The organism is Rhodococcus sp. NPDC059234, from assembly GCF_042754225.1.
In the GTDB taxonomy this organism is placed as follows: Bacteria; Actinomycetota; Actinomycetes; order Mycobacteriales; family Mycobacteriaceae; genus Rhodococcus_G.
The window spans coordinates 1-12336 of sequence record NZ_JBHZAH010000019.1 but is presented as its reverse complement, the minus strand read 5'-3'; the positions used below and the strand labels follow the sequence as shown (position 1 = coordinate 12336).

Below are 12336 nucleotides of genomic sequence, written 5' to 3'. Positions count from 1 at the left end.
ACGTGTTCCAAAATGGGGTCTAGGACCGAACCGAGCGAGGTCCGTGACCGATGCGATCAGCCCAGGCCGGCGTCACGTGCCAGCACGATGGCGGACGACCGGTCCGCCGCGCCGAGCTTGGCCAGGATGTTCGAGGTGTGGTTCCGTACCGTCTTCGGGCTCAGCACCAGGCGGCGGGAGATGGTGGCGTTGTCGTGACCGGCAGCGATGAGGTCGAGGATCTCCCGTTCCCGCACCGTGAGCGACGGGAACACCGCCGAGGGCAGGCTCACCGAGGCCGCCATGAAACCCATCGCCCGCTGCGCGACGGCGGCGCCGAGGATCAGCTCGCCGTTGGCCACCGCCCGCACCGCCCGCTCCACCTCCTCCGGACCCGCACCCTTGACCAGGTAACCCCGCGCCCCCGCGCGCACCGACGCGACAAGCGAGTCGTCGTCCTCGTGCATGGTCACCATCAGCACCAGCAGGTCCGGCAGTCGCGCCACCAGTTCCTTGGTCGCCTCCACCCCGGAGCCGTCCCCGAGTTCGATGTCCATCAGCACGACGTCCACCTCGTCGGTCACCGCCCGCAGCGCCTCGGCCGCCGAGCTGGCCTCGACCACGACCTCGATGCCGTCGAGGGTCGACAGCAGCGCGACCATGCCGAGCCGGAACACTGGGTGGTCGTCGACGACGGCGACGCGGATGACTGTCATGACGGCGCCAACGGTAACCGGGCGACGATCCGCGTTCCGTGCGGTGGCGTCGAATCGATCACCAGGGTGCCGCCGAGTTCGCGGGCCCGCTCGCGCATCGTCCGGGTGCCGACGCCGGGAGCCCGCACCGCGTCGAACCCGGCGCCCGCGTCCAGCACCGTCACGATCAGCTGCCGGTCCGTCGAATCGGCTGTCGTACACAGCGCCTCGACCCGACAGCGGTCCGCACCGCTGTGCCTGCGCGCATTGGACACCGCCTCCACCACGATCCCGTAGGCGGCGACGCTCGCGTCCGCGTCCACGCCCACCGGGACGTGGGCTTGCACCTCGACGGCGAATCCGCCGCGGGAGTGCTGGGCGGCCAGCTCGTGCAACGCGGCGGCCAGGCCCAGTTCGTCGAGGATGGGCGGAAACAGGCTGCGCGACAAGGACCGGACGCCGTCCACCTGGTGATCGAGTTGCTCCTGCAGCGACTCCAGCAGGCGACCGGCCGCCCCCGGGTCGCTGGCGAGCAGGTTTCGTACCCCCTGAAGGCCCAACCGGATCCCCGCGAGCGACGGCCCGAGTCCGTCGTGCAGTTCGCGCCTGATAACCCGCCGCTCCTCGAGCCGTACCGAGGACAGCCGCGCCCTCGCGGCGTCGAGATCCCGCGATGCCTGCACCAGCACCAGCCCGGCGGCGACCACCGAGGACAGCTCCTGCAACGACTTCCGGGCCCGCGCATCCAGTGACTCGCCCGGTGGCGCGGTGGCGGTCAGCCCGCCGACGGTAGCGCCGCGGTGGATCAGATCGACCTCGACGGCCGGACCGGTCGGGTCTCCGTGGCGCGCAATCGTCTCCGCGTCGCCGTCCCGCCACACCGTCACCGACTCGAGCCGCAGCGCCGCCGCGACACCGCCCGCCAGTTCCGAGACCAACTCGTCGGGGTCCGCGGACGCGAACCGGGTGCCGAGGCTGCGGACGGCCCGGGCCGGGTCCAGCCCGTCGCCGTACACCAGGTCGTGCACCCGGCGCTGCAGCCACAGCCGCGCAGGCTGCACCGCCACCGCGACCGCGCCCGCGGCGACCGCCTGGGCGACCACCGAGTCCGCGGTCGGGACCAGCCGGGCCAGGGCGGTGGCGACCGCCACGTACAGCGCGATCAGCACGACCGTCAGGGTGCCCGCGAGCACGGCCCGACTGACCGCCAGATCGAGCCCCCACATCCGTTGCCGCAGTATCGAAACCAGCATCGCGGCCGGGTAGAAGGTCTGCACCACCAGGTGGGTCAGCGGTGTCAGCACCCACAACCAGGGCCACGACGAGGGCAGCGCGAGCGGCACGAAGGACAGCGCCATCATCGCGGTGCCCAGACACAGCCAGCCGAGCCCGACCCGCTCGGCCACCGGCCCGCGTCGCCATCGACGGGCGACGTCGGCCGCGGCGGCGAGCCCGACCGTCACGACCGGGGCCACCAGCGCGACCGGCGCGGTCTCGGCGTAGGTGCGGGCCACGAAGAACCAGACCGTCGTCGCGACGCCGAGCGTCAGCCCCATCTCGGCGACCGTGTCGAGCCGGTGGTCACGAATCAGCCAGGGCACGACCAGGAAGAGCGCGAGGGTGCCCGGGATCCAGGCGGTGTTCTGCAGGGGGTCGATCGCGGCGACCGCGGGCAGTCCCGGACGGACGGCCGCCAGTTGAGTCCAGGCGTAGCTGAACGCGGCGAGACCGAGCCCGATCGCGGTGAGGCCCAGGATGATCGGAACCGGATGTGCGCGACGGGACAGCACCACCCCTCCGACGGTGCCGTAGACGCCCGCGCCCACCAGGTCCACGAGAAAGAACAGTTGGTTCGCGTCGAGGGCGGGACTCGCGCCGAGGAACGCGACCAGCGCCAGCACCGCCAGCAGCCATGCGGTGAGCGCGAGCACCGCGGCGGGTACGGGCCATCCACCGGCGCCCGCCACCACCTCGGATCGCTCGCTCACGCGCTCCCCTTCCCGTCTCTCCGGATCCGCATTCTCCGTCAGCGACGGTCGGCGCGCCCCGAGAACCACAGCCCGAGTGCGCAGACGAGCACCCAGACCGGGCCTGTGAAGCCCGCCATGTACTGGAGCGGGGAGATCCCGAACAGGGCGGTCACCGCACCGAGGACCGCGCTGGTCCACCCGATCCAGCGAGGCAGGGCATCGTGCCGGAGCGCGGCGACAGCCGCGGCCAACGCGCTGACCCCTGCCCCCGCCCACAGCCACGGAATGGTGCCCATCCAGTGCGCCCCGACCACCGCGAACTCCGGCACCAGCTGTTCCCGCTCGGACAGTCCGAAGACCAGCTCGGTGGTCAGGCCGGTCCCGATCAGGCAGGCCGCCGCGGTGAGCAGCAACCCGCCGGCCGCGACCGAGGGCAGCAAGCTGCCCAGGTCCACCCGCGCCGCGATCCGCCGCTGTAGACCGGCGGCGAACACCAGCAGGGCGAGCGCGGCGACCGCGAAGGCGACGTGCTCGACGAGGATCGACGTCCGCTGGTCGGCGAGCCGCGCCGTCATCGCGACGGCATTGCCGGCGATGCCCTCCTCCGAGGTGACGGAGATCCGGGTACTCGCCTGCGTCCCGACGATCCCGCCGAGCCCGGCGAGGACGCCGATCAGCGTCCACCCCGACCGTTGCCGGGTGCCGGCCGGGACGTCCGGCGACGCCTGGAGCTCGCTGGCTGTGCTCATCTGCCCACCTCCTGCTCTGCCCCGCGGCGGTCGCGGCGCATTCGACTGCAGATCACGGTGCTGCACCCGGTGTCCCGGCCACCAGGGTCACCTGACCCGAGTGGCCGGGAATTCTCGGGCGACGGCGACGGATCGGATAAAGCGGACCGAATTGCGCGACAGTCTGGAACCGCCCCGGGTGGCGGTGTTCAATTGGCTGGGTACGACTCCGGGCACCACGACGCGGGCGGCGGATCCCCCGATCCCCAACGCCCCTGGGAGTTCTCATGGCGACGTTCTCGACACCCCAGCAGCTCGACCTGCTCCGTGAGCTCGAACCAACGGTGGAGGCGAATCTCAACCGGCACCTGTCCATGGCCAAGAACTGGAATCCGCACGACTACGTGCCGTGGGACGAGGGCCGGAACTTCGCCGCGATGGGCGGCGAGGACTGGGAACCCGACCAGTCCAGGCTCTCGGAGGTCGCGAAGGCCGCGATGGTCACGAACCTGCTCACCGAGGACAACCTGCCCTCCTACCACCGTGAGATCGCGGCCAGCTTCTCCCGCGACGGGGCGTGGGGCACGTGGGTGAACCGGTGGACTGCCGAGGAGAACCGGCACGGGATCGTCCTTCGCGACTACCTGACGGTGACCCGCGCGGTCGACCCCGTTCAACTCGAACAGTTCCGCGTCGAGCACATGACCAACGGCCTGGTCTCACCGATGGAGGGATCGTTCCTGCACTCCGTCGCGTACGTGACCTTCCAGGAGCTGGCGACCCGGCTCTCGCACCGCAACACCGGCAGGGCCTGCGCGGACGCCGTCGCGGAGCGGATGCTCGACCGCGTCGCAGCCGACGAGAACCTGCACATGGTGTTCTACCGGAACCTCGCCGGTGCCGCGCTCGACCTCGCCCCCGACTCGGCGATGGAAGCGCTCACCGAGGTGGTCACCCGTTTCCAGATGCCCGGCCTGACGATGCCCGGTTTCCGGCGCAACGCGGTGCTGCTCGCCAAGCACGGCATCTACGACCTGCGTCAACACCTCGACGAGGTGCTGCTTCCCGTGCTGCGCATGTGGAAGGTGTTCGAACGCACCGACTTCACCGGCGAGGGTGAACGCGCCCGCGATCGGCTCGGCGATTACCTCGAGACACTGCAGCAGTCGGCGACCCGGTTCGAGGAGTCCCGCGAGCGGATGCTCGCCCGAGAGGCGGCGCGCGCCTGACAGGTCGCTCCGAAAATGTGGAATTGATTCTGGCCGATGGCCCGCGCGCTCGCAGCACTCGCCCTATCGTATGCGTGACACTCTGTAACGACGAAGGGGTCGGCATGCGAACGGGCGAATCCACGGTGTGGCACTGGGACACCAGCCTTCGGGCTCACCTGGTCTCGGGTTTCGCGCGGACGGTGGTCAAGCCGCTGTTCACGATCTGGCCGACCACGGACCGCGGGATCCTGGCGCTGGGCCGGCTGGAGACCTACCTCGACCGACTGCCCGCGCCGCCGAACACCACCGTCGAGCCACTGCTGCTCGGCGGGGTGCGCTGCGAGCGGGTCACCCATCGTCGACGCGCGACCGACAACCTGGACGGCGCGACCATCCTCTATCTGCACGGCGGGGGCTTCGTCTTCTGCGGTCTGGGCACGCACCGCGCGGCGTGCGGACTGCTCGCCGAGCGGGCCGGGGTTCCGGTCGTCTCGGTCGACTACCGCCAGCTCCCGTACGGGGGCGTCGGGACGTCGATCACCGACGCGATGTCCGCGTACCGGGCGCTGCTGGACTCCTGCGAGGATCCGTCGAAGATCATCGTCGCGGGCGACTCCGCGGGCGGCTACCTGGCGATGAAGGTCGCCGAGATCGCGGCGCTGCAGGGCCTGCCCACACCGGCCGCCGTGATCGGGTACTCGCCGCTGCTGAACCTGCACCTGGGACGGCACGACCCGAACTTCATGCGCAAGGACGCGTACCTGCCGATGAACAAGGTGCACAAGCTGGAGAACCGGTGGCTCGGCGGCCCGGACGCCATCATCGGCGCGGAGTCCCCGGTCGACGCCGACCCGGCCCTGTTCCCACCGGTCTTCCTCGTCTCCGCCGAGCACGAGCTGATGCGCCCCGACGTCGAGATCCTCACCGAGCGTTTCGAGCGAGCCGGACGTCCCGTCGAGACGCACCTGTGGAGCGGGCAGATCCACGCGTTCCCGGTGCTCGGATCCGTCCTGCCGGAGAGCGAGAAGATCGTCGAGCTCAGCGTGGACTTCGTCCGGCGCAACGTCGGCGCACGGCTGGAGAAGTCCGCCTGACGAGGCGGACCCGCATCGTCATCCCCGCGGCGCGAGCCTGACGTTCGGCAGGTCCGGCGCGGGAATCGTCTGCTGCCATTCGGCGGGGAACGGACCGTAACGGCCGGTCTGCGGCGAGCTCTGGTCCCGCCGTTCGCGCTGCCAGTCCTCGCGGTACCCCACGATCTCGTCGTGGCTGCGTCCGATGAAGTTCCACCACATCACGATCTGCTCACCGAGCGGCTCGCCGCCGAGCAACAGGATCCTGGCGGATCCGTCCGGCGAGGCAGCGATGTCCACGCCGCTCGCGCCGAGCGGAAGGTAGACCAGCTGACCGGATTTCGCCTCCGCACCGCCGACGGACACCATCCCGGTATCGACCATCACGCCGTGCTCGTAGTCCGCGGCCAACGGGACCGAGAGGGTCTGCCCCGGCCGCAGCGTGATCTCCGCGCCGAGCAGTCTGGTGAAGGTGCGCACCGGCGACGACTGCCCGAACAGGCTGCCGAGGAACACCAGCACCTGAGCGCCCTCGATGTCGAGGAGCGGCGGCTCGAAGTGCTCGAAGGCGGGCTCCGTGAAGCGGTGTGCGTTTGGCAGGGCAACCCAGAGCTGGACGCCGTGCAGGACAGTGGTGTCGGCCGTCGAGAACTCGGAGTGCGCGATCCCCGAGCCCGCCGTCATCAAGTTGATCTCTCGCGGGCGCACGATCGCGTGGGCACCGGTGGTGTCCCGGTGCTCGATCTCGCCGCGGAACACCCAGGACACAGTCTGCAGACCCGTGTGTGGGTGCCCGGCGACGCGCATGCCTCCGCTGTCGGCGACGTTGTCCGGGCCGTAGTGGTCGAGGAAGCACCAGGCCCCGATCAACGACTGCCCGCGCTGGGGCAGCGATCGCCGCACCGTCATCGCACGAGGACCGCCGAGTGGCACCTCGCGGTAGTCCAGCACCCTGGGGCGGTGGCCGTCGCGGCCGGCGCAGACGACCTCGTCGGGGTTGGGGTCGAGATTGCTCATGGGTACTCGATTCTCGGGTCCGGTTGCCAGACACCGACGACGGCATCCCGGTTCGAACGTATCCCGCGCCGAACCGGCGCGCACGGTTACCGGCGCTGCGGCATAGTGGCCCCATGACGGACGAACGAAGCTCTACCGCGCAGTCCCCCACCGTTCGCGATGCCGCAGATCGCTACGAGATCCGGCTCGGCGACGAACTCGCCGGCTTCACCGAGTACCTCGACCAGGGCGGTCAGCGAATCTTCTTCCACACCGAGATCGACGACCGGTTCGCCGGCCAGGGCCTGGCCGGCATCCTGGTGCACGAGGCGCTCACCGCCACCGTCGCGGCCGGCAAGCGGATCGTCCCGATCTGTCCCTACGTGGCGAAGTACCTCGGCAAGCACGACGACTTCGCCGCCTGCGTCGACCCGGTCACCCCGGCGGCGCTGGAGGCGGTGCGGTCGGCCCGCCAGTGACCGCCCACAAGCGGATTCCGATCGACAAGCAGTCGCCGTCGATCTACCGGGCGATGACGGCGGTGGCGGTCGAGGTGGGCGCGCAGGCCGTCGACGCCGGGCTGGACCGCTCGATCATCGAGCTGGTCAATATCCGTGTCTCGCAACTGAACCGGTGCGCCTTCTGCCTCGACCTGCACACCCGGCGCGCCCTGACCGGCGGCGAGTCGACGCGTCGGCTCGCCGTGTTGCCGGCATGGCGTGAGGTCACCGTCTTCGGCGACCGCGAGCGCGCGGCGCTGGAACTGGCCGAGTCGGTCACGCTGTCGACGCAGGACCACCTCGACGATCGCACGTACGCCGCGGTCCGCTCCCACCTGACCGACGACCAGGTCTCGGTGCTGACCTGGGCGGCCATCGCGATCAACGCGTTCAACCGGGTTTCGATCGCCAGCCTGCACCAGATCCGGCCGTCGCCGAAGCCGAACCAGGTCGGTCCCGGCTAGCCGTCGATCCGCTTGGCGCCCAGCTCGGTCGCGAGCAGTTCGATCGCCATCTCCTCCGGGTCCCGGCGAATGGACGGGTCGGACGGTTGCGCCGCCTGCGCCATCATCTCCTCCTCGTCCTCCGCGGTGACCGATTCCGGAGCGGCCGGCTCGACCGGGGGCGGCGGACCCGGATCGTCCGGGTAGTCCGGGTAGTCCGGCGGCGGGATGTCGTCGACGGGCGGTCCCGGTGTCGGCTCGGGCCGCGCCTGCGTCTCCGGCACCGGCGGCACCGCCTGCTGGGTGGCCTGACCCTGACTCGGTCGCGAGAACCGCGGCCCACCAGTCGATTTCGGCTGCTGGCGAGGAGCCTGCGGCCGGGACTGCTCGACCGGTTCGGCGGTGCCGACCTCGCAGTCGATCGCCCAGTCCACCCCGAATACCTCGCGCAGCGCGTCGCGGATCACCTCGGCGTTGCGCGGTTCCACCAGTCGCTTGGCCAGCGGGGCCGAGGCGTGAACGAGGACCAGGCGATCGCTCTCCACCGCGCGGACGGTGGCACCGGACAGCATGACCTCCACCGTGCGGCTGCGCTCACGAACCTTCGCGCGCACCTCGGACCACACCGCTCGAACGGCCGCGGCATCCGGCTGGCCGGCGGTCGCCGCGGGCACGGCTTCGGGCTCGGGCTCGGACTCGGGCTCGGGCGTTGCACTGTATTCCGGCACCGGCGGGGCGGGCTCCGGTTCCGGGGCCACACCCACGGGCTCGGGCCGAACGAACTCCGCCGCAACGGGTTCCGGCACCGCCGTCGGCTCGGGCGCGATCGCGGGTTCGGGCGTGCTCGCGGGCTCGGGCACGACGGCCTCGACCGCGGGCGGTGCCTGCACCGGTTCCGCCGCAACGGGTTCCGGCGCGACGGGTTCCGGCGCAACGTGTTCCGGTGCGAGGGGCTCCTCCGCGACGGGTTCCGGCGCCATCGACTCCGGCGGCGCGACAGGCTCCACGGCGACAGGCTCGGCCGCGACGACGGGCTCCGGCGGCGTTGCCACCGGCTCCGGGCTCGCGGGCGCCTGGCTCGCCTGCTGCGCGGCTGCCGCCGCGCGTTGCGAGGGTCGCTGGTACATCGGCGCGGGGCCGGCATCGGCCGCCACGACGGAGCGCTGCGCCGGCTCGGCGGGCGGGGCCGACCGAGGCGCGGTCGCCCGTTCGGCCAGCGGCTGGCCGGTGTCCGCCTGGCGTTCGAGCCGTTCGAGCCGTTGCAGCACAGCCGATTCCGCATCCGTCGCCGACGGCAGCAACATCCGCGCGCAGATGACCTCGAGCAGCAATCGCGGTGCGGTCGCGCCGCGCATCTCGCCGAGCCCCGCGTGCAGCAGCTCCGCGTACCGGGCCAGCGTCGCCGGGCCGATCCGCTCCGACTCCTCCCGCATCCGTTCGAGCACGTCGCCCGGCGCGTCGACCAGGCCGCGTTCGCCCGCGTCCGGCACCGCCCGCATCAGGATCAGGTCGCGGATGCGCTCGAGCAGGTCCACCGCGAACCGGCGCGGGTCGTGGCCCGCGTCCATCACCTTGTCCACCGTGCCGAACAGCGCGGCGCCGTCCGCGGCCGCGAGGGCGTCCACGGCGTCGTCGATGAGGGCCACATCGGTGACCCCGAGCAACGCGAGCGCCCGGGCGTAGGTCACGCCCTCGGGCCCGGCGCCGGCCAGCAGCTGGTCCAGCACGCTGAGCGAGTCGCGCGGCGAGCCGCCGCCCGCGCGGATGACCAGCGGGTACACCGCGGGCTCGACCGTCACGCTCTCCTGGGCGCAGATCTTCTCCAGCAGCCCGCGCATGGTGTTGGGCGCCAGCAGCCGGAACGGGTAGTGGTGGGTGCGCGAGCGGATGGTCGGCAGCACCTTCTCCGGCTCGGTGGTCGCGAACACGAAGATGAGGTGCTCCGGCGGCTCCTCCACGATCTTGAGCAGGGCGTTGAAGCCCTGCGTGGTGACCATGTGCGCCTCGTCCACGATGAAGATTCGGTAGCGGGACTCTGCGGGCGCGTAGAAGGCACGGTCCCGCAGCTCGCGGGTGTCGTCGACGCCGCCGTGGCTGGCCGCGTCCAGTTCGATCACGTCGAGGTTGCCCGGACCGCCGGGGCCGAGCGCGACGCAGGAGTTGCAGACCCCGCACGGCGTGGACGTCGGACCTTCGACGCAGTTGAGCGAGCGGGCGAGGATGCGGGCGGACGACGTCTTGCCACATCCGCGCGGACCCGAGAACAGGTACGCGTGGTTGATGCGTCCGGCGTCGAGTGCCGTGCTCAGGGGCTCGGTGACGTGCTCCTGCCCCACCACTTCAGCGAAGGTCGCCGGTCGATACTTCCGGTAGAGGGCCACGCGGTGAGGGTACCGGCGAACCCCGACACCTCGCCGACAGACCCGGACCGCCGTGTGCCCCACATCACACCCTGTGATCGCGTGGGCGACGATGACCTCGGACACGCGCGACGGTCTCCACTCCAGGACACCCCGAATCGACAAGAGGAGCGAGACCCATGCGCATCGTGATCAGTGAGTTCATCAGCGTGGACGGCGTCGTGCAGGCCCCCGGTGGACCCGACGAGGACACCGCCGGCGGCTTCGCCCACGGCGGCTGGTCCCATCCGTTCTTCGATCCCGAGGTGGTCGGTGGGGCCTTCGAGGACGCGCTCTCCAAGGCGGAAGCGCTGCTGTTCGGGCGTCGCACGTGGCAGACGATGGCCGCGGCCTGGCCCGAGCGCGCGGGCGACCCGTTCGCCGACCGAATGAACGCCATCCCGAAGTACGTCGTGTCCGAGACTCTCGGCGAGGACGAGCTGACCTGGGACAACACCACGCGCGTCCCGGGCGGCGACGCCGTCGCCGGGATCCGGGAGCTCCGCGCGACCGACGGCGGCGACCTGCTCGTGATGGGCAGCCCGACGCTCGTGCGCACCCTGCTCAGCGAGGGCCTGGTCGACGAACTCCGCCTGATGGTCATGCCGGTGCTCCTCGGCGGCGGCAAGACGATCTTCCCCGCGGACGGCGGGCTGCACACCCTCGAACTGGTCTCCACGGCCATCAGCGGCACCGGCGTGCACGTGTGCACCTACCGTCCGGTGGCCGCGGAGTAGGCCGCCCCGCTCGGCCGATCGCCGCCCCGGAACGGCTCCCCGGCGGCGATCGGCCCTGCACTCGGGACGAATCGGGCACGGTGAGGATCGCGAAACACAGCCGCAACACGCCTGCAGTGCCGAGGAAACCCCGAACCGCCATCGTCAATCCCCGGCGCGGCCGATCCGCGCGTGAGGAGAGTTGACGTGCATTCGATCGACACCGGAGACACCGCCTGGCTGCTGGTGAGCACCGCGCTGGTCCTGCTGATGACGCCCGGCCTCGCCCTGTTCTACGGCGGCATGGTGCGCTCGAAGGGCGTGCTCAACATGATCATGATGAGTTTCGTCGCGATCGCACTGGTCACGGTGGTGTGGCTGGTCGCCGGGTACAGCCTCGCCTTCGGCGACGACCTCGGCGGCGGCCTGCTCGGCGGCCTCGAACACCTCGGCATGGCCGGCATCGATCCGGACACCGTGCACGGGACGGTCCCGGAGTTCCTGTTCGCGACCTTCCAGCTCACGTTCGCGATCCTCACAGCCGCCTTGATCAGCGGTGCGATCGCGGACCGCGCCAAGTTCTCGGCGTGGATGGTGTTCGTCCCGGTGTGGACGCTGGTCGTCTACGTCCCGGTCGCGCACTGGGTGTGGGGGCCGGACGGATGGATCGCCAAGCTCGGCGCCCTCGACTACGCGGGCGGACTGGTCGTGGAGATCGTCTCGGGCGCCTCCGGCCTCGCCCTGGCCCTCGTCCTCGGCCCGCGGATCGGCTTCCGGTCCGAGCCGATGCGCCCGCACAACCTGCCGTTCGTGCTGCTCGGCGTGGGGCTGCTGTGGTTCGGCTGGTTCGGTTTCAACGCGGGCTCCGCACTGTCCGCGAACGGCACCGCGGCCGCGGTGTTCCTCAACACCCTCGTCGCCGGCTGCACCGGCATGCTCGGCTGGGTGCTGGTCGAGTCCCGCCGCGACGGACACCCCACCACGTTCGGCGCCGCCTCCGGCGTGGTCGCCGGCCTGGTCGCCATCACCCCGTCCTGCGGCTGGGTGACCGTCCTCGGCGCCGCGGTCGTCGGCACGGTGGCCGGCGTCGTCTGCTCCTTCGCCGTCGGCTGGAAGTTCCGCTTCGGCTACGACGACTCCCTCGACGTGGTGGGCGTCCACCTGGTCGGCGGCATCGTCGGTACCGTGCTCATCGGCCTGCTCGCCGCCAAGGTGATGACGAACGGGGCGGCGGGGCTGCTGTTCGGCGGCGGGCTGGCACAGCTCGGCAAGCAGGTCCTCGCGGTCGCGGTGGTGGGGCTCTACGCGTTCGGTGTCACCTACGGCCTCGGCAAACTCCTCGACCGCTACCTCGGCTTCCGGGTGACGGCCGAGGAGGAGATCACCGGCGTCGACCTGGCCCTGCACGCCGAGTCCGCCTACGAGCACGCCGTCCTCGCGCACGGCGGACCGACCGCGGGACTACTCGGGCATCACCCGGGCCTGTTCCCGCCCCGGTCCGAGGAACGCCACCACACCGACGAGGAAGAGGACCCGACCGCCGGCGCACGGGACTAGCGCGCGCGAGAAGGCATGCGGGAGGGCTGGACCGACGCGGACACCGAGTGGGTGCAAGCGGTGCCGGGC

11 protein-coding genes are annotated in these 12336 nt (G+C 71.2%); 6 read left to right on the top strand and 5 right to left on the bottom strand.

Annotation, left to right across the window (positions count from 1 at the left end):
• Nucleotides 1-56: 56 nt before the first annotated feature.
• The 3 genes from ACFXGJ_RS06510 to ACFXGJ_RS06500 are packed head-to-tail and all read right to left on the bottom strand — an operon-like array spanning nt 57 to nt 3393.
• The gene (locus ACFXGJ_RS06510; protein WP_378617532.1) at nt 57-695 is read right to left on the bottom strand and encodes a response regulator; all 639 of its coding nucleotides are present in this window, start codon (nt 693-695) and stop codon (nt 57-59) included.
• Nucleotides 692-2662 (bottom strand): histidine kinase, encoded by a 1971-nt coding sequence (locus tag ACFXGJ_RS06505; RefSeq protein ID WP_378617531.1) that lies wholly within the window; start codon nt 2660-2662, stop codon nt 692-694. The genes ACFXGJ_RS06510 and ACFXGJ_RS06505 overlap by 4 nt, the downstream gene beginning before the upstream one ends.
• Nucleotides 2663-2700: 38 nt before the next feature.
• Nucleotides 2701-3393 carry a hypothetical protein gene (locus ACFXGJ_RS06500; protein WP_378617530.1) on the bottom strand — a complete coding sequence of 231 codons (693 nt, stop codon included), beginning with the start codon at nt 3391-3393 and terminating at the stop codon, nt 2701-2703.
• A gap of 266 nt (nt 3394-3659) precedes the next feature.
• Here ACFXGJ_RS06500 and ACFXGJ_RS06495 point away from each other — a divergent pair, with 266 nt between their 5' ends.
• Together ACFXGJ_RS06495 and ACFXGJ_RS06490 are read left to right on the top strand one after the other, a co-directional pair.
• Entirely contained in the window at nt 3660-4601 is a 942-nt protein-coding gene (locus ACFXGJ_RS06495) for an acyl-ACP desaturase (protein ID WP_378617529.1), read from the top strand.
• A gap of 104 nt (nt 4602-4705) precedes the next feature.
• Nucleotides 4706-5677 carry an alpha/beta hydrolase gene (locus tag ACFXGJ_RS06490; RefSeq protein WP_378617528.1) on the top strand — a complete coding sequence of 324 codons (972 nt, stop codon included), beginning with the start codon at nt 4706-4708 and terminating at the stop codon, nt 5675-5677.
• A gap of 18 nt (nt 5678-5695) precedes the next feature.
• Here ACFXGJ_RS06490 and ACFXGJ_RS06485 read toward each other — a convergent pair whose 3' ends face one another.
• A complete protein-coding gene (locus ACFXGJ_RS06485; RefSeq protein ID WP_378617527.1) occupies nt 5696-6673 on the bottom strand; it encodes a pirin family protein in 978 nt (325 codons plus the stop codon).
• A 113-nt stretch (nt 6674-6786) separates the two neighbouring features.
• Between ACFXGJ_RS06485 and ACFXGJ_RS06480 the strand changes: the two genes are divergently transcribed.
• Complete coding sequence (locus ACFXGJ_RS06480) at nt 6787-7131, top strand: GNAT family N-acetyltransferase (RefSeq protein ID WP_378617526.1); 345 nt, start codon at nt 6787-6789, stop codon at nt 7129-7131.
• Nucleotides 7132-7184: 53 nt separating this feature from the next.
• Complete coding sequence (locus ACFXGJ_RS06475) at nt 7185-7616, top strand: carboxymuconolactone decarboxylase family protein (protein WP_378617572.1); 432 nt, start codon at nt 7185-7187, stop codon at nt 7614-7616.
• Here the strand turns inward: ACFXGJ_RS06475 and ACFXGJ_RS06470 are convergent.
• Nucleotides 7613-9976, bottom strand: coding sequence for a DNA polymerase III subunit gamma and tau (locus ACFXGJ_RS06470; protein ID WP_378617525.1), 2364 nt, complete (start codon nt 9974-9976; stop codon nt 7613-7615). The two genes, ACFXGJ_RS06475 and ACFXGJ_RS06470, sit on opposite strands and share 4 nt — an antisense overlap.
• A gap of 158 nt (nt 9977-10134) precedes the next feature.
• Here ACFXGJ_RS06470 and ACFXGJ_RS06465 point away from each other — a divergent pair, with 158 nt between their 5' ends.
• A complete protein-coding gene (locus tag ACFXGJ_RS06465) occupies nt 10135-10731 on the top strand; it encodes a dihydrofolate reductase family protein (RefSeq protein ID WP_378617524.1) in 597 nt (198 codons plus the stop codon).
• A 186-nt stretch (nt 10732-10917) separates the two neighbouring features.
• Nucleotides 10918-12267, top strand: a complete 1350-nt coding sequence (locus ACFXGJ_RS06460) for an ammonium transporter (protein ID WP_378617523.1) — start codon at nt 10918-10920, stop codon at nt 12265-12267.
• The last annotated feature ends 69 nt before the right edge of the window (nt 12268-12336 follow it).